This is a genomic window from Massilia sp. BAP21, from assembly GCF_057801335.1.
Map to the genome: position 1 here is coordinate 2,765,475 of NZ_CM173596.1, position 17,256 is coordinate 2,782,730.

At 65.4% G+C, this 17,256-nt stretch carries 18 protein-coding genes; 13 read left to right on the top strand and 5 right to left on the bottom strand.

Annotation, left to right across the window (positions count from 1 at the left end; all coding sequences use genetic code 11):
* Positions 1-46: 46 nt before the first annotated feature.
* Genes ACWYRN_RS12220 through ACWYRN_RS12245 form a run of 6 tightly spaced genes read left to right on the top strand, consistent with a single transcriptional unit; the run spans position 47 to position 4,642 of the window.
* Positions 47-667 (top strand): YqgE/AlgH family protein, encoded by a 621-nt coding sequence (locus tag ACWYRN_RS12220; RefSeq protein ID WP_229437482.1) that lies wholly within the window; start codon positions 47-49, stop codon positions 665-667.
* A 2-nt stretch (positions 668-669) separates the two neighbouring features.
* Positions 670-1,062, top strand: coding sequence for a Holliday junction resolvase RuvX (ruvX, locus tag ACWYRN_RS12225; RefSeq protein ID WP_488692657.1), 393 nt, complete (start codon positions 670-672; stop codon positions 1,060-1,062).
* Positions 1,049-1,576: a bifunctional pyr operon transcriptional regulator/uracil phosphoribosyltransferase PyrR gene (pyrR, locus tag ACWYRN_RS12230; RefSeq protein WP_229437298.1), complete on the top strand. Its 528-nt coding sequence runs from the start codon at positions 1,049-1,051 to the stop codon at positions 1,574-1,576. The genes ruvX and pyrR overlap by 14 nt, the downstream gene beginning before the upstream one ends.
* On the top strand, positions 1,560-2,537 hold the full coding sequence (locus ACWYRN_RS12235) for an aspartate carbamoyltransferase catalytic subunit (RefSeq protein WP_488692658.1): 978 nt from the start codon (positions 1,560-1,562) through the stop codon (positions 2,535-2,537). Before pyrR ends, ACWYRN_RS12235 begins: the two co-directional genes overlap by 17 nt.
* 11 nt (positions 2,538-2,548) lie before the next feature.
* Positions 2,549-3,832, top strand: a complete 1,284-nt coding sequence (locus ACWYRN_RS12240) for a dihydroorotase (protein WP_488692659.1) — start codon at positions 2,549-2,551, stop codon at positions 3,830-3,832.
* A gap of 60 nt (positions 3,833-3,892) precedes the next feature.
* Entirely contained in the window at positions 3,893-4,642 is a 750-nt protein-coding gene (locus tag ACWYRN_RS12245; protein ID WP_488692810.1) for a lysophospholipid acyltransferase family protein, read from the top strand.
* A gap of 7 nt (positions 4,643-4,649) precedes the next feature.
* Here the strand turns inward: ACWYRN_RS12245 and ACWYRN_RS12250 are convergent, their stop codons facing one another.
* Positions 4,650-5,495, bottom strand: coding sequence for a symmetrical bis(5'-nucleosyl)-tetraphosphatase (locus ACWYRN_RS12250; RefSeq protein ID WP_229437294.1), 846 nt, complete (start codon positions 5,493-5,495; stop codon positions 4,650-4,652).
* Positions 5,496-5,732: 237 nt separating this feature from the next.
* Between ACWYRN_RS12250 and rfbC the strand changes: the two genes are divergently transcribed.
* The 7 genes from rfbC to ACWYRN_RS12285 all read left to right on the top strand — a co-directional run bounded on the left by rfbC (position 5,733) and on the right by ACWYRN_RS12285 (position 12,618).
* Positions 5,733-6,284 (top strand): dTDP-4-dehydrorhamnose 3,5-epimerase, encoded by a 552-nt coding sequence (gene rfbC / locus ACWYRN_RS12255; RefSeq protein ID WP_488692811.1) that lies wholly within the window; start codon positions 5,733-5,735, stop codon positions 6,282-6,284.
* 312 nt (positions 6,285-6,596) lie between these two features.
* On the top strand, positions 6,597-7,694 hold the full coding sequence (locus ACWYRN_RS12260) for a glycosyltransferase family 4 protein (protein WP_488692812.1): 1,098 nt from the start codon (positions 6,597-6,599) through the stop codon (positions 7,692-7,694).
* Between the two features lie 76 nt (positions 7,695-7,770).
* Positions 7,771-8,082, top strand: a complete 312-nt coding sequence (locus ACWYRN_RS12265) for an H-NS histone family protein (protein ID WP_229437292.1) — start codon at positions 7,771-7,773, stop codon at positions 8,080-8,082.
* 286 nt (positions 8,083-8,368) lie between these two features.
* A complete protein-coding gene (locus ACWYRN_RS12270) occupies positions 8,369-9,754 on the top strand; it encodes a phosphomannomutase/phosphoglucomutase (RefSeq protein WP_488692660.1) in 1,386 nt (461 codons plus the stop codon).
* Between the two features lie 11 nt (positions 9,755-9,765).
* On the top strand, positions 9,766-10,746 hold the full coding sequence (gene waaC, locus ACWYRN_RS12275) for a lipopolysaccharide heptosyltransferase I (RefSeq protein ID WP_488692661.1): 981 nt from the start codon (positions 9,766-9,768) through the stop codon (positions 10,744-10,746).
* On the top strand, positions 10,743-12,026 hold the full coding sequence (gene waaA / locus ACWYRN_RS12280; RefSeq protein WP_488692662.1) for a lipid IV(A) 3-deoxy-D-manno-octulosonic acid transferase: 1,284 nt from the start codon (positions 10,743-10,745) through the stop codon (positions 12,024-12,026). Before waaC ends, waaA begins: the two co-directional genes overlap by 4 nt.
* Before the next feature lie 97 nt (positions 12,027-12,123).
* Positions 12,124-12,618, top strand: a complete 495-nt coding sequence (locus tag ACWYRN_RS12285) for a YcxB family protein (protein ID WP_488692663.1) — start codon at positions 12,124-12,126, stop codon at positions 12,616-12,618.
* Between the two features lie 233 nt (positions 12,619-12,851).
* Here ACWYRN_RS12285 and ACWYRN_RS12290 read toward each other — a convergent pair whose 3' ends face one another.
* The 4 genes from ACWYRN_RS12290 to glyS form a co-directional block, all read right to left on the bottom strand.
* Positions 12,852-13,772, bottom strand: a complete 921-nt coding sequence (locus ACWYRN_RS12290) for a M48 family metallopeptidase (RefSeq protein ID WP_488692664.1) — start codon at positions 13,770-13,772, stop codon at positions 12,852-12,854.
* Between the two features lie 44 nt (positions 13,773-13,816).
* Positions 13,817-14,509: a lysophospholipid acyltransferase family protein gene (locus ACWYRN_RS12295; protein WP_290422285.1), complete on the bottom strand. Its 693-nt coding sequence runs from the start codon at positions 14,507-14,509 to the stop codon at positions 13,817-13,819.
* 68 nt (positions 14,510-14,577) lie between these two features.
* The gene (gene gmhB, locus ACWYRN_RS12300; protein ID WP_488692665.1) at positions 14,578-15,135 is read right to left on the bottom strand and encodes a D-glycero-beta-D-manno-heptose 1,7-bisphosphate 7-phosphatase; all 558 of its coding nucleotides are present in this window, start codon (positions 15,133-15,135) and stop codon (positions 14,578-14,580) included.
* A 12-nt stretch (positions 15,136-15,147) separates the two neighbouring features.
* Positions 15,148-17,244: a glycine--tRNA ligase subunit beta gene (gene glyS, locus ACWYRN_RS12305; protein ID WP_488692666.1), complete on the bottom strand. Its 2,097-nt coding sequence runs from the start codon at positions 17,242-17,244 to the stop codon at positions 15,148-15,150.
* Positions 17,245-17,256 lie beyond the last annotated feature (12 nt).

A 17,256-nucleotide genomic window follows, 5' to 3' on the forward strand; every position in this document is an offset into this window, starting at 1 on the left:
AGAGAGTCAGCGTATGAAGAAGAGTAAAGTCGTCACCACTCTGCCCATGGCCGGCCTGTCACAGGGAAGTGAAACCCTGGGAAACATCGGTCCGGCCGCGTCTGGGTTGAATTTAGCTAACCATTTCCTCATCGCCATGCCGTCCATGGAAGACCCGATCTTCGGCGGCGCGGTGGTGTACATCTGCGAGCACAACGAAAAAGGCGTGCTCGGGGTCGTCATCAACAAGCCGACCGACATGACCATGGACGTGCTGTTCGACCGCATCGACCTGAAGGTGGCCGACGGCCTGCGTTCCGGCGTGGTGGACGAGCCGATCATGTTCGGCGGCCCGGTCCAGGACGACCGCGGCTTCGTGCTGCACAGCCCGGGCGGGCGCTATTCGTCCTCGCTGAACGTCACCGAGGAAGTCGCCTTTACCACCTCGATCGACGTGCTGGAAGCCGTCGCCGGCGGCACCGGCCCGGAGCGCATGCTGGTCTCGATCGGCTATGCCGGCTGGAGCCCGGGGCAGCTGGAAGAAGAACTCGCGCGTAACGGCTGGCTGACGGTGGGGGCCGACGCCCACGTGCTGTTCGACCTGCCGATCGAGGAGCGCTACAATGCCGCCATCAAACTGCTGGGCATCGACCCGATGATGCTCGCCACCGAGGCCGGCCATGCGTGACAATGCCTGACATCGTTTTTGGATTCGACTTCGGCGTCAAACGCATCGGCATTGCGATGGGCAACACCCTCACCGGGCAAGCCCAGCCGCTTTCCATTGTCGATGCCGTCGACAACGCCACCCGCTTCAAGCTGATCGGCGCGCTGATCGACGAATGGCGCCCGGCGCGCCTGGTCGTCGGCGAGCCGCGCCATCCCGACGGCGCCGAGCACGACATGACCCTGCGTGCACGCCGCTTCGCCAACCAATTGAACGGCCGCTTCAACCTCCCCGTCGAACTGGTCGACGAACGCTATTCCTCCGCAGTCATCCCCGCCAAGCGCGGCGAGCGCATCGACGCGAAAGCGGCCGCCATCATTTTGCAACAGTACTTTGACGACCATGCCAACAACTAACATCGACTTCGATGCCGAGGCGCTGTACCGCACCCTGCTCGAACAGGTACGCACCGGCCTTGCCGGCGTGCCGGATGCCGCCATCGTCGGCATCCATTCGGGCGGCGCCTGGCTGGCCGAGCGCCTGGCCGGCGACCTCGACCTGAAGAACCGCCTCGGCTTCATCGACGTCTCGTTCTACCGCGACGACTACGCGAAAAAGGGCCTGCACCCCGACGTGAAGCCGACCCACATCGGCTTCAACGTCGACGGCGCCACCATCGTGCTGGTTGACGACGTGCTGTTCACCGGCCGCACCACGCGCGCCGCGATCAACGTGCTGTTCGACTACGGCCGTCCGCAATGCATCCGGCTGGCGGCACTGGCCGACCGCGGCGGGCGCGAATTGCCGGTGGCGCCCGACTTCGTCGGCGTGCGCACCACGCTCGAACCGGGCCAATCGCTGTCGCTGGCGCGCGACGCGGCCGGCCAACTTTCGCTGACCATCGAAGACGACAATGCCGAAACTGCATAATCATCCGCAACTCAACAAGAACGGCGAGCTGCAGCACCTGCTGACCATCGAGGGCCTGCCGAAGGCGATCATCCACCACATCCTCGACACCGCCCAGAGTTTCGTCGGCATCTCCGACCGCGAAGTGAAAAAGGTGCCGCTGATGCGCGGGAAAAGCGTGTTCAATTTGTTCTTCGAGAACAGCACCCGCACCCGCACCACCTTCGAGATCGCCTCCAAGCGCCTGTCGGCCGACGTCATCAACCTGAACATCCAGGCCTCGTCGACGTCCAAGGGCGAATCGCTGCTCGATACCATCGACAACCTGGCGGCCATGCACGCCGACATGTTCGTGGTGCGCCACGCACAGTCGGGCGCGCCCTACCTGATCGCCGAGCACCTGAACCGCATGGGCCAGAAGGACATCCACGTCGTGAACGCCGGCGACGGACGCCATGCGCACCCGACCCAGGGCCTGCTCGACATGTACACGATCCGCCACTACAAGCAGGACTTCACCAAGCTGCGCGTGGCGATCGTCGGCGACATTTTGCACAGCCGCGTGGCGCGTTCGGACATCCACGCGCTGACCACGCTCGGCGTGCCGGAAGTGCGCGCCATCGGCCCGCAGACCCTGCTGCCGGGCGGCCTGGAGCACATGGGCGTGCGCGTGTTTAACAACATCGAGGAAGGCCTGAAGGACGTCGACGTGATCATCACGCTGCGCCTGCAGAACGAACGCATGTCGGGCGCGCTGCTGCCCTCGGCCCAGGAATACTTCAAGAGCTACGGCCTGACGCCGGAGCGCCTGGCGCTGGCGAAACCCGACGCCATCGTGATGCACCCGGGTCCGATGAACCGCGGCGTGGAAATCGATTCGGCGGTGGCCGACGGCAAGCAGGCCGTGATCCTGCCGCAGGTGACCTTCGGCATCGCGGTGCGCATGGCAGTGATGAGTATTTTGGCGGGAGGCAGGGCTTGAACTTCGCACGCATGAAACTTCATATCAAGAACGGGCGCCTGATCGACCCGGCAAACGGCATCGACCGCGTCGCCGACCTGTTCATCGCCGACGGCAAGGTGGCGGCGGTGGGCGAGGCGCCAGAGGGCTTCGCGGCCGACAACACCATCGACGCCAGCGGCATGGTGGTCGCCCCCGGCCTGGTCGATCTGTCGGCGCGCCTGCGCGAGCCGGGTTACGAATACAAGGCCACGCTGGAGTCGGAAATGCAGGCGGCGGTGCAGGGCGGCGTGACCACCCTGGTCTGCCCGCCCGACACCGACCCCGTGCTCGACGAGCCGGGCCTGGTGGAGATGCTGAAACACCGCGCGCGCAACCTCGACCTGGCCAACGTCCACCCGCTCGGCGCCCTCACCATGGGCCTGAAAGGCCAGGCGCTGACCGAGATGGCGGAACTGACCGAGGCTGGCTGCATCGGCTTTGCCCAGGCCGAAGTACCGATCCTGGATACCAACGTGCTGCTGCGCGCGCTGCAGTATGCGAAAACCTTCGGCTACACGGTCTGGCTGCGTCCGCAGGACGCCCACATCGGCCGCGGCGGCGTGGCCCACAGCGGCCCGCTGGCCTCGCGCCTGGGCCTGTCCGGCGTGCCGGTGATGGCCGAGACCATCGCCCTGCACACCATCTTCGAGCTGGTGCGCTCGACCGGCGCACGGGTCCACCTGTGCCGCATCTCGTCGGCCGCCGGCATCGAGCTGGTGCGCGCAGCGAAAGCCGAGGGCTTGCCGGTCACCTGCGACGTCGGCGTGCACCACCTGCACATGACCGACGCCGACATCGGCTTCTTCGACTCCAACGCGCGCCTGACGCCGCCGCTGCGCAGCCAGCGCGACCGCGACGCCATCCGCGCCGCCCTGGTCGACGGCACGATCGACGCCATCTGCTCGGACCACACGCCGGTCGACGACGACGAAAAGCTGCTGCCGTTTGCCGAGGCCTCGCCCGGCGCCACCGGCCTGGAACTGCTGCTGTCGCTGACCCTGAAGTGGGCCGAGGAACTGCACGGTAACGAGGCCCTGCTGCGCGCGCTGGCGAAGATCACCTCGCAGCCGGCGCGCACCGCGGGCCTGGCGGCCGGCCAGCTATCCCCGGGCGCGGCGGCCGACGTGGTCGTGTTCGACCCGGATGCCCGCTGGACGGTCGATGGCGCGGCCCTGGCCAGCCAGGGCAAGCACACGCCTTTCCTCGGCTTCGAGGTCACCGGGCAGGTGCGCGCCACGGTGGTGGGTGGGCGCATCGCTTATCTGCGTTCATAACGGCGCTAACAGGCACGGCGCGGCGCTCCACGGCGCCGCGTTCAGCTTTCCTCCTCCATGATCCGTTTGCGGCTAGCCTGGCGCCTTGCGCGTGTTTTCCTGCACCTGCTGGTGGGGCTGGGTGCCTGCGCGCTCGTCTTCCCGTGGGCGCGGCGCGGCCTGCGCGACGCCATCACGCGGCGCTGGTCGCGCCGGCTGCTGGCGATCTGCGGCGTGCGCGTGGAGCAGGCGCCGGACAGCGCGGTGCTGGAGCACGCGCTGTTCGTCTCGAACCACATCTCCTGGCTCGACATCTTCGTCATCAATTCGCTGTATCCCTGCCGCTTTGTCGCCAAGGCCGAGATCCGTGCCTGGCCGGTACTGGGCTGGCTGGTCGCGGCCGCCGGTACCGTGTTCATCGCGCGCGGCAACCGGCGCGAATTGCGCCACATCTTCAAGGGCATCGTCGGCGTGCTGGCGCTGGGCGAGCGGGTGGCCTTCTTCCCGGAAGGGACGGTGGCGCACCAGGGGCAGGTGCTGCCTTTCCATGCGAACCTGTTCGAGGCCGCGATCGATGCCGGGGTGGCGGTGCAGCCCTGCGCGCTGAGCTATCTCGACGAGACGGGGGCGTGGCATCCGAACGTGGATTACGTGGGCGAGATCACCTTTGTCGACAGCATTTTCACGATCCTGCGCGGCGGGCCGATCAGGGCGCGCTTGCAGCCGCTGGCGCCGATCGACGCGGTGGGGGCGCACCGGCGCGAGCTGGCGCAGGCGGCGCATGACGCGGTGGCGTCGGCACTCGGCAGTACGACGGTCCGCCCCGGGTAAAACCCGGTCACGCCTTGCCGGCGTGCGGCCGATACTCCGGACAATCCACCTGCAACAGCGTCCGGTCGTCCAGGCACACCGCCGTCAGCTTCCCGCCCCACACGCAGCCGCTGTCCAGTCCCACCAGGTTCGGCCTGAGCACCAGCCCCAGCGCCGACCAGTGCCCGAACACCACCGTCACCTCATTCGTGCGCCGACCCGGCAGATCGAACCAGGGCACCAGCCCCGAACCTTCCGGCCCGTTCTCGCTTTCCTTGTGCGCGAAGTCCATGGTCCCATCCGGCAGGCAGAGGCGCATGCGGGTGAGGGCGTTGACGATGCAGCGCAGGCGCGGGATGCCTTCCAGTTCGTCGTCCCAGCGGTCCGGCTGGTTGCCGTACATCTGGGACAGGAAATCGATCCAGTGCCCGCTGCGCAGCATGGCCTCGACTTCGCCGGCCAGGGCCATGGTCTGGGCCGCGTCCCATTGCGGCGCCACGCCGGCGTGCACCATCAGGTGGGCGTCGACGAACATCGCCAGCGGCCGTTGGCGCAGCCAGGCGATCAGCTCATCGCGGTCGGGGGCGGCCAGGATCTCGTCCAGGGTGTCGGACTTGCTCGCCTTCTGGGCGCCGACGGCCACCGCCAGCAGGTGCAGGTCGTGGTTGCCGAGCAGGGCCTCGACCCGGCCCGCGCTCGCTTCCGACAGCGCCTTCATGCGCCGCAGCGCCATCAGCGATTCCGGGCCACGGTTGATCAGGTCGCCGACAAACAGGATGCGGGCCTCGCCCCCCGCATCGTCGGCGATCTTGTCGAGCAGGGCCTGGGCCTCGTGGGCGCAACCCTGCAGGTCGCCTATGACATATGTTTTCATCGTGTGTGCTTGTTGCGCGCGGCGGCTGCGCGCCGCCGTGCCTGTTCTTGTTCGATAATGCCGGCAGGTGCCGTGCCTGCATACTAAATGATTTCAGCGGCGGCCGGTTCGCGCGCGGCTTGCAGCGGCGGCCGAACGCCCCGACAATGGCGGCCCCGCCCAATCCGAAAGAGCTGTTTCCAATGCCAGACACCCCATCGAATTCCCGCTGCAGCTGCCGAATGGATTGGTGCTGACATGAAGGTGCTGGCCACTGCCTTTCCCGGAGTCCTGCTGATCGAACCGGCCGTGCATGCGGACGAACGCGGCGTGTTTTTCGAAACCTTCAATGCGCGCGCCTTTGCGCAGGCTAGCGGCTTGCACGTGGAATTTGTCCAGGATAACCAGTCGGTATCCCGGCCGAATACCGTGCGCGGCCTGCATTACCAGGTCGGACAGGCGCAGGGCAAACTGGTGCGCGTGGTAAAAGGGGCGATATTCGACGTGGTGGTCGACATGCGCCGTGGTTCGCCGCATTTCGGGCGCGCGATGTCGGTCGTGCTCAGCGAGGAAAACCGGCGCCAGTTATGGATACCGCCCGGTTTTGCCCATGGTTTCCTGGCCCTGGGCGAAGGCGCCGAATGCGCCTACAAGATTACCGAATACTGGTCGCCTGCGCATGAGCGCATTCTTTTATGGAATGACCCGGCATTGGGAATCGACTGGCCCCTGGCAGGGGCGCCGGTGATCTCGGAAAAAGACCGCAAGGGCCAGCTTTTGCAGGACGCCGAGGCTTATGATTTTTCCTGAGGTTTGCTCCTCCGGCTCAATATCGCGTCCGCAAGACGTTTCTCCACGTTTGTTTCTGTAAGTTAGCTCCGTCGGCATTTCCGCCACACCCGATTTCGCTCAATCGTGCCTCCAGGCGGCGCGATAAACTGATGTGTTCGGGCTGGGAAGCTTATCCGGTTACAATGTAAATACGCTTTCTGCAGGAATGGCGCAATGCCCCCCAGGGGCGGCATTGCGGCAGGTACCCGCGTGTGTTTCGTATTGTCGTACAGCCCGGCCATATTGCGCGCCGCAGGCCGCTGCCTGCCGAGTCGGAACCGCTGGATAACCATGTTCTCTTTCCTGGTAAGCTTTATCTGTTCCACCCTGCTGACCCTGCTTGTCATCAAGCAGGCAAAATTGCACGAGCCCGCGCTCGACAGCGATTTCCAGGGTGTGCAGCGCTCCCATACGCACCTGGTGGCGCGTATCGGCGGCTTGCCGATTTATTTCGCGGTCGTCGTCAGTGCATCCATTTCGATCTGGCGCGAGCCGCCGCTGCTGCACACGATGCCGGCACTGCTGTTCTGCGCCCTTGTCGCCTTCAGCGGCGGGATCGTCGAGGATTACACCGGCACCGTGCGCGCCTCGCGCCGGCTGCTGCTGACCATGGCGGGCGCCTGGCTGGCTTACCTGCTGCTGGATGCGAAAATCGCGCGCCTCGATCTGCCGTTCGGCGTTTATTCCCTGTCGGCCTGGATCGTCCTGCCGCTGACGGTATTGGCCGTGGCCGGCATTGCGAACGCGGTGAATATCATCGACGGCTTCAATGGCCTGGCCAGCATGGTGACCATCTGCATGCTGCTCTCGCTCGCCTACGTGGCCTTGCAGGTGGGCGACGTATTCGTGCTGGTGGCGGCATTGACGGTGGCCGGCGCCACCGCCGGTTTCCTGGTCTGGAATTACCCGGTGGGCCTGATATTCCTCGGCGATGGCGGCGCCTACTTTATCGGATTCATGCTCGGCGAGCTGGCATTGCTGCTGGTGATGCGTAATCCCGAAGTATCGACCTGGTATGCGGCATTGCTGCTGATTTATCCGGCATTTGAAACGGTATTTTCCGCTTATCGGCGCATGTTTGTGCGCGGCAAATCGCCTGCCGTCCCCGATGGGATCCACCTGCACAGCCTGATTTTCCGGCGCGTGGTGAGGTGGACGGTGGGCAGGAAAGAAGCGCGCGCACTGCTGAAGCGCAATGCGCGGACCTCGCCGTATTTGTGGCTTTTTTCGCTCATGGCGGTGATACCGGCGACTTTATTCTGGCAGAATACAAGCGTACTGATAATTTTCTGTTTATTGTTCGTTATCAGCTACCTCTGGCTGTATGCGCGTATTGTTCGATTCAGGTCCCCACGCTGGCTGATTTGGCGCAAGAAGGACTGGCAATAAATCGCCAATGTAGTATATTGCGACATTTGGTGAGAATTCACCTGAATTGGATTAACCCAACTCTCGAGGAACGAAGATGGATCTGTCAAATATGTCGGTAGGTGATTTGCGCAACCTGCAGGAGCAAATCAAACAGGAAATGAAAAAGCGCGAAGTACAGGAAGTGCAGAAGGCGCGCGAACAAATCCTGGCAATTGCCCAGAGCGTGGGCGTACCGCTGAAAGATCTGATCGCCACCAATGCCCGCGGTGCGAAAACCGGCTCGGTCGCCGTGCGTTACCGTCACCCGGATAACCAGTCCCAGCAATGGACCGGCCGCGGCCGTCAACCGAAATGGGTCAAGGAATGGGTCGAAGGCGGCAAGTCGCTCGACAAGCTGCGCGTTTGATGCGGTAATGCGCATTCGATTCGCCCGCTCGATGCTCGTCTGATATTTATTCGGCGCACACGCGGCGCGTATTCGATTCGCATTTGATTCGCAGATAAGGCTTCCGTTCGCCGGCGCTCGCCGGCGAATGCACCGCGCAATGCGGCCAATGGGTTTCCCCCATTGGCCGCGCTTGCCGCTACAATACTCCCTGTTTTGTCATCCCTCTAACATTTGGCGAAGCTGCGCGCTTTCCGCACAAGCGGTGGCCTGTGCATGCTCGACGCCGGACTCATCAAGGTAAAACATGGTTGCTCTCTCCAAGACGATTTTCAAGGCATATGACATCCGCGGCGTGATCGACAGCACGCTCGACGCCGGCGTGGCGCGCAGCATTGGCCTGGCCTTCGGCAAGGCCGCGCTGGCCAAGGGCGAGCGCAAGGTCGTGATCGGCCGCGACGGCCGCCTGTCGGGCCCGGCCCTGGCCGCCGCCCTGGCCGAAGGCCTGCAGGCCGCCGGCGTCGACGTCGTCGACCTCGGCATGGTCGCCACCCCGATGGTCTATTTCGCCACCAACGTCCTCGAGGGCACGCGCTCGGGCATCATGGTCACCGGCAGCCACAACCCGCCCGACTACAACGGCTTCAAGATGGTGCTCGCCGGCGAAGCGATCTACGGCGACGCCATCACCGGCCTGTACGACAGCATCCAGGCCCACGACGGCAAGGACGCGGAGCAGAAGGGCGCCTATTCGACCCACGACATCCGCACCGCCTACATCGAGCGCATCGTCGGCGACGTGAAAGTGGCGCGCCCGATCAAGATCGCGGTCGACTGCGGCAACGGCGTTGCCGGCGCCTTTGCGGGCGATTTGTACCGCGGCATGGGCTGCGAAGTCGTCGAACTGTTCTGCGAAGTCGACGGCCACTTCCCGAACCACCACCCGGACCCGGCGCACCCGGAAAACCTGCAGGACCTGATCCGCGCGCTGCAGAGCAGCGACGCCGAGATCGGCCTGGCCTTCGACGGCGACGGCGACCGCCTGGGCATCGTCACCAAGGATGGCCACATCATTTATCCGGACCGCCAGATGATGCTGTTCGCGGCCGACGTCCTGGAGCGCAACCCGGGCGCCGAGATCCTGTACGACGTGAAGTGCACGCGCCATCTGGGCCCGTGGATCGAGCAGCACGGCGGCCGTCCCCTGATGTACAAGACCGGCCACTCGCTGGTGAAGGCCAAGCTGAAGGAAACCGGTTCCCCGCTGGGCGGCGAAATGAGCGGCCACATCTTCTTCAAGGACCGCTGGTACGGCTTCGACGACGGCCTGTATTCGGGCGCGCGCATGCTGGAACTGCTGACCCGCCACGCCGACCCGTCGAGCGTACTGAACGCGCTGCCGATCGCAACCAGCACCCCGGAACTGCACCTGCACCTGCAGGAAGGCGAGAACTTCGCGCTGATGGACAAGCTGCGTGCGGATGCGAAGTTCCCGAGCTCCGAGAAGATCAACGACATCGACGGCCTGCGCGTCGAGTACGCCGACGGCTTCGGCCTGGCGCGTTCCTCGAACACCACGCCGGTGATCGTGCTGCGCTTCGAGGGCGAGAATCCGGAAGCGCTGGCGCGCATCCAGGATGAATTCCGCAGCGTGATCCTGGCCGCCAAACCGGAAGCCGAACTGCCGTTCTGAAGCGAGCCTGCATGAAGATTTTGCTGGTGCGGGTATCGTCGCTGGGCGACGTCCTGCATAACCTGCCGATGGTGGCCGACCTGCTGCGCCACCATCCGCATGCGACGATCGACTGGGTGGTCGAGGAGGGCTACGTCAGCCTGGTGCGCCTGAACCCGCACGTGCGCAAGATCATCCCGTTCGCGCTGCGGCGCTGGCGCAAGGGCCTCGGCAAACCCGAGACCCGCGCCGAGATGAAAGCCTTCTGGCGCAGCCTGCGCGAGGAAGAATACGACCTCGTGTTCGACACCCAGGGCCTGCTGAAGACCGGCGTGATCATGGGCGCCGCGCGGGTCAAGCCGGGCGGACGCAAGATCGGCCTGGCCAACGGCAGCGAAGGCTCCGGCTACGAGGGCATCTCGCGCTTCTTCCACACCGAGAGCATTCCGCTCGACCCGCGCACCCATGCGGTGGCGCGCGGGCGCCTGGTGGCGGGCGCCGCGCTCGGCTACGCGGTCGACACGCCGCCCGACTTCGGCCTGCCGGCGCCGGACACCGTGCCGAGGCCTGACTGGCTGCCGCAAGAAGGCTATGCCGTGTTCTTCCATGGGACCGCGCGCGACGCCAAGAAGTGGGCGCCGCAGAACTGGATCGCGCTCGGGAATGCGCTGGCGCCGATGCCGGTGCTGCTGCCCTGGGGCTCGGACAAGGAAAGACAGGAGGCCGAGGCGCTGGCCGCCGGTATCCCGAATGCTCGCGTGCTGCCCAAACTGTCGATGATGGATGCCGTGATCGTGGCCCAGCAGGCCGCGCTGGCAATCGGCGTCGATACCGGCCTGACCCACATCGCCGCCGCCTTTTATCGGCCGACGGTGGAAATCTATGCCGACTCGCCGAAGTGGAAGACCGAGGGCAACTGGTCGCCGCGCATCGTCAATCTGGGCGAGATGGGCGCGCCGCCGTCCGCCGACGATGTCATCGCCGCCGCCCGTGGCCTGCTGCAAACCGTATGAACCGTTCCCTGTATTCGCTGCTCTGGTGGCTGGCGCTGCCGCTGGTATTGGGGCGCCTGTGGTGGCGCGGACGCAAGGAGCCGGGCTACCGCCGCCACATCGGCGAGCGCCTGGGCTTTTATGGCGCGCGCCTGCCCGAACGCCGGACCTTCATGCTGCACGCCGTGTCGGTGGGCGAAACGCGCGCCGCCGAACCGCTGGTCGAAGCACTGCTGGCGCGCTGGCCCGATTGCCGCATCCTGCTGACCCACATGACGCCGACCGGCCGCGCCACCGGCGCCGCGCTGTTCGGCAAGCACGGCGAGCGCGTCGTGCAATCCTTCCTGCCCTACGATACCGGCTTCATGGTGCGCCGTTTCCTGCGCCACTTTCGGCCGCGGGTCTGTATCCTGATGGAGACCGAGGTCTGGCCGAACCTGATCGCCGGCTGCGCGCGCGAGAAGGTGCCGGTGGCGCTGGTGAATGCGCGCCTGTCCGAGCGCTCGCTGCGCCGCGGCCAGCGCTTCGGCGGCATCATGATGGATGCGGCGCGCGCGATCACGACCGTCGCCGCCCAGACCGATGACGATGCGCAGCGCATCCGCTCGCTGGGCGCGCCGCAGGTGGCGGTCACCGGCAGCATCAAGTTCGACGTGCTGCCGCCCGAGGCGGCTTTAACGAAGGGCGCCTGGCTGCGCGCGCGGATCGGCGCACGGCCGACCTTCCTGTGCGCTAGCACGCGCGACGGCGAAGAAGAATTGATCCTCGATGCCTGGGGGCGGCTGGCCGGCAAGCCGGGGCATGCGCTGCTGGCGATCGTGCCGCGCCATCCGCAGCGCTTCGACGAAGTGGCGCAGCTGGTGGCGGCGCGTGGGCTGTCGCTGCAGCGGCGGTCGCAGCTGGTGGACACAACAGCGGACACCGCAGACGTCGACGCCGACGTGCTGCTGGGCGACTCGATGGGCGAGATGTTCGCCTATTACGCCGCCTGCGACTGCGCCTTCATCGGCGGCAGTCTGCTGCCGCTGGGCGGACAGAACCTGATCGAGGCCTGCGCGCTGGGTAAGCCCGTGCTGGTGGGCGAGCACACCTTCAACTTCCTGGACGCGACGAACGAGGCGGTGGCGGCCGGCGGCGCGGTGCGCGTGGCCGATGCCGATGCACTGGTGACGCAGGCAGCGTACCTGCTGCGGGACGCCGGGGCGCGCGCGGCGATGGGTTCGCAGGCTGCGGCCTGGGCCGGGCGCCATCGCGGTGCAACCCTGCGCACTGTTGAACTCTTGCAACGGGTTATTGCCTAGCTTTTGATACCATTGCTTTTTGAGTTCGGTAGAAAAGGGGATGCGCATGTTGTCGTCAAATCACCCGGGACCGGCACGCAATGGACAACCAATGGCCATGATGGCCCATCAACCTGCCGATGGCAGCGAAGAAGGTTTCTACAGCGCTGCCACCACCTCTGGGGCGCCCTCCAACCCCGCTGCAGCCGCCTTATGCGACCTGCATTTCTTTGTCCGCTACACGCTGCGCGAATACATCGGCTTCATGTGGCAGCACGGCGGCTTCCTGATCCGGCGCCGCCGCATCCGCTGGCCTGCCAGCCTCTACCTGCGCATCAAGAGCACTGCGGGTGCCGCCATGCACTTCGTGCTGCTCGGGCGCGGCAAGCGCACCTATGAATTCACCATCGACCGCCACGGCATCGTGCGCACCAGCGGCGGCGTGACCCTGATCGACTGGGCCGACGTGACGGCCGTGCGCACCTATTCGCGCGGGTTCATGATGGTCCTGAAGCGCGGGACGCTGCCGATTCCCTTCCGCTGCCTGAACGAGGCGCAGCAGCGCGGGATGCAGTTGCTGGCGGATGCAAGGCGCGAGAATGCGTTGCGCTGACGGCGGGAACAGCCGGGCGGTTTTCTAAGGTTCCATACAGCGTGGGCACGAGTGCCCACCCTACGAAAACCAACGCCATTGATGGTGTTGTGGTCTTGGTAGGGTGGGCTCTTGAGCCCACGCTGTATAACTTTCGATCATTCGATATGCATGATCGAGATCCGTAGGGTGGGCACTCGTGCCCACGCGGTACGCCATCCGATCATTCGAAACGGAGCGCGAACGCGCCCGCCTCACTCCGCAAACAACACCGGCATCTCATGCGAGCGCCGCCGCAACTCCAGCCGCGCGCCGTCGTAATCCGCATAGACCGACCCCACCACCGCCCAGAACGCCGGGCTGTGGTTCATCTCGCGCAGGTGGGCCAGTTCGTGCACCACCACGTAGTCGATCAGCGCCAGCGGATAGTGAATCAGGCGCCAGCTCAGGCGAATATTTCCCGCCACCGTGCACGAGCCCCAGCGCGTACCGGCCGACGACAGGGTCATCGAGCGGTAATGCACATCCAGCTGCGGCGCATACAGGTCCAGGCGCTCGGTGAACAGGCGCTTTGCCTCGGCATGGAACCACAGTTTCACGCGTTCCTTCAACTGCCACTCCGTCAGACCCTGCGTGACGCCGATCTTCAGCTCGCGCGCTTCAGGATCGAACACGCAGTGGCTGCGCGCCGCCGGTTCAAGGCGCAGGGTGATCTCGCCGCCCAGGTAAGGCAGGCGCGCGCCGTCTTCCCAGCGCAAGGGTTCGCGCTGGGCGTGGCGTGCGCGCCGTTCGCCGCGTTCGTGCAGCTTGGTCAGGATCCAGCGCTGCTTGGCGCGGATCGCTTCCTCGATCGAGGGCTGCGTGGCGCGCCGCGGCGCCGTCACGTGCAGGCCGTCGTCGTCGATCATGAAGCCGATCGAGCGGCGCGTGGAGCGTTTCAGTTCATAGTCGACCGCGTACTGGCCCAGCACGATGCGCTTTAGGGGCGGATCGTCGGGCGTGCGCGGCGGGGAGGGAAGCGTGATGCGGGGCGGCGCCGGGGGCGCCTTGAACAGGGGCTGGGGCGGGGGCGGCGCCGGCCTGGCTGCGGGCGGCGCGGGCGCCCGCCATGGGTCGAGGCGCGGGTCGCGTGCGAACAGGTCCAGCTGGGACCCGTCCGGCTTGGGTGTGCTCATGCTTTGCTGCGAAGAAGAGGCGGTGATCAGGTTCCCGACTTCGTTCAGCCACCGGTGTAGACGTGGGGCGAAATGACGCGCATTTCTGATTCTATCCAATTTTCGACCTCTTGCATCAGGCTGTCGGGAGTGTGATTCAGCGGCGATATCGGCTTGCCGATCGAGACGGTCACCAAACCGGGACGCTTGATGAACGAATTCTTCGGCCAGCACTCACCTGAATTATGCGCGATCGGCACGACAACGGCACCGGTTTCGATGGCAAGCCGGGTGCCACCGCTCTTGTACTTTCCCTTTTTTCCAACAGGGATGCGCGTCCCTTCGGGGAACATGATGATCCACTGGCCGTCCGCGAGGCGGCGCTTGCCGTGGCGGACCACGTGGGCAAAGGCGTTCTTGCCTTCCTTGCGGTCGATCGGGATCATGCGCAGCAAGGCCATCGCCCAACCGAAGAAGGGAATGTACAGGATCTCCTTCTTGAAGACGAAGACCAGCGGGCGCGTGAGGTTCGGCAGCAGGGCGATGGTTTCCCAAGCCGACTGGTGCTTCGAGAGGACCACGGCCGGCGCGTCCGGCAGGTTCTCGTAGCCCTTGAATTCGTAGCGGATGCCGCAAATGACTTTCGCGCACCAGATGATGAAGACGTTCCAGCGCGAGGTCACCCAGAAGCGCTTGTTGTAGGGCAGGGGCGCGGCCAGGAAGCAGACGCAGGCCCAGATCACGGTGGCGAGCACCATCACGATGGTAAACAGCAGGGAACGCAGGAACGGGACGACGGTACGCAAGAACGTGCTCTCTTTCGGAGTCAGGTGGGGCTGGTAGTGGACGGTGTTTTCAAAAAGGCAGTGACCATCGCGGCCAGGTCCGGGAACACCTGGGTGCCGGGTGGCAGGCCGCCGGTCTGGTGGGTCTTTTCGCCCTTGCCGGTCAAGACGAGATAGGGAATGCAGCCGCTGATGAAGCCGGCCTGTAAATCGCGCAGCGAGTCGCCCACCGTCGGCACGCCTTTCAGGCTGACCTTGAAGCGCTTGCTGATCTCCTCGAACATGCCGGCCTTCGGCTTCCTGCAGTCGCAGTTGTCGATGGCCGCATGCGGGCAGAAGAACACCGCGTCGATGTCGGCGCCGACCAGCTGGGCGGCGTTGTGCATCTTCTGGTGGATCGCGTTCAGGGTCGGCATGTCGAACAGCTCGCGCGCGATGCCGGACTGGTTGGAGGCGATGATGACGCGGTAGCCGGCCTGGTTCAGGCGCGCGATCGCCTCGAGCGAGCCGGGAATCGGCACCCATTCGGCCGGACTCTTGATGAAGTCCGGCGAATCGTGGTTGATGACCCCGTCGCGGTCGAGGATGATCAGCTTCATGGTGCGATTGTCTTAGGCGGCCAGCTTCGAGATGTCGGCCACGCGGTTCATCATGCCGTGCAGCTCGGCCAGCAGGGCCAGGCGGTTATTGCGCAGCGCCAGGTCCTCGGCCATCACCATCACGTCGTTGAAGAAGGCGTCGACTTCGTCGCGCATCTGGGCCAGCGTCTTCAGGGCGCCGGCGAAGTCGCTCGCGGCAAAGGCGCTGTCCACGCTCGACTCCAGGCTGCCCATCTTGGCGGCCAGCGCGCTTTCGGCCGGTTCCACCAGCATTTCGCGCTTGATGGCGGCGTCCTGCGGCATCGCTTCCTCGTTCTTCTTGAGGATGTTGGTGATGCGCTTGTTGGCGGCGGCCAGCGAGGCGGACTCCGGCAGGGCGGCGAATGCCTGCACCGCTTCCAGGCGCTGCACCACGTCGTCGACGCGGTCGGGGTTCTGGGCCAGCACGGCCTCGACTTCGTTCGGCGTGAAGCCGCGCTCGCGCAGCATGCCGCGCAGGCGATCCAGCATGAAGGCTTTGACTTCGGCGGTCGGGTCCTTGAACGCAGCCTGGCCTTCGAAGACCGATGCAGCATCAGCCAGCAGCTCGGACAGCGACAGCGGCAGGCGCTTCTCGACCAGCATGCGCATCACGCCCAGGGCGTGGCGGCGCAGTGCGAACGGGTCCTTCTCGCCAGTCGGCTGCAGGCCGATGGCCCAGATGCCGACCAGGGTTTCCAGCTTGTCGGCCAGGGCGACTGCCAGGCCGGTGTTCGTGGTCGGCAGGGCGTCGCCGGCAAAGCGCGGCTGGTAGTGTTCGGACGCGGCCAGGGCGACTTCCTCGTGCTCCCCGTCGTGGCGCGCGTAGTAGGTGCCCATGATGCCTTGCAGCTCAGGGAACTCGCCGACCATGTCGGTCAGCAGGTCGGCCTTGGCCAATTGGGCGCCGCGCTCGGCCAGCTGCACGTCGTAGCCGAGGCGCTTGGCAATCGCGCCGGCCAGGCGCGTCACGCGCGCGGTACGCTCGGCCTGGGTGCCCAGCTTGTTGTGGTAGACCACGTTGGCCAGCAGCGGCAGGCGCGATTCCAGGGTCTTCTTCTTGTCCTGCTCGAAGAAGAACTTGGCGTCGGACAGGCGCGGACGCACGACACGCTCGTTGCCGCCGACGATGGCCGACGGCTCATCGGTCGCGATGTTCGACACGATCAGGAAGCGCGAGCGCAGGCGGCCAGCAGCGTCGGTCAGGGCGAAGTATTTCTGGTTGGTCTGCATGGTCAGGATCAGGCATTCCTGCGGCACGGCCAGGAATTCGTCCTCGAACTTGCATTCATAGACGACAGGCCATTCGACCAGGGCCGCCACTTCATCGAGCAGCGATTCCGGCATCAAGACCTGGTCACCGGCCGCTTTTTCCAGCAGCTGGGTGCGGATGCTTTCCTTGCGCGCTTCGGCGCTGGACAGGACCTTGCCTTCGCTTTCCAGCACGCTTGCGTACTGGTCGGCGTGCGGCACCGTGATCTGGCCGCCATGCGACAGGAAGCGGTGGCCCATGGTGACGCGGCCGGCTTCCAGGCCGAGCAGGTTCAGGGGCAGTACCTGGTCGCCGTGCAGGGCCAGCAGCAGGTGTACCGGACGCACGAATTGCACGGTGGCGCCGTCCGGACGCTGGTAACTCATGACCTTCGGGATCGGCAGCTTGGCGACGGTTTCCTGCAGCACGTCCTGCAGGGCGCCAGCCAGCGCGCTGCCGCTCGCGGTGTAGGTGTAGAAGAAGGATTCGGCCTTGCCGTCCTGGGCGCGTTCGAGGTCGCTGATCTGCAGGTCGGGGAAGCCGAGGGCAGCCAGCTTCTTGGCCAGCGGGGCGCTCGGGTTGCCTTCCTTGTCCAGGGCCACCGAGACCGGCAGCACCTTTTCGCGGATCGATTTGTCGGGCGAGGTGGCACGCACGTTGGTGATGCTGACGGCCAGGCGGCGCGGGGTGGCGTGGGCGGTGACGAGGGAGTCGCCTTCCAGGAAGTCGCGCGCCTTCAGGCCATTCGCGATGCCGTTGGCAAAGGCGGCGCCGAGCTTGACGAGCGCCTTCGGCGGCAGTTCTTCGGTCTGGATTTCGACGAGGAGAGTCTGGTTCATATTCATGTTCTT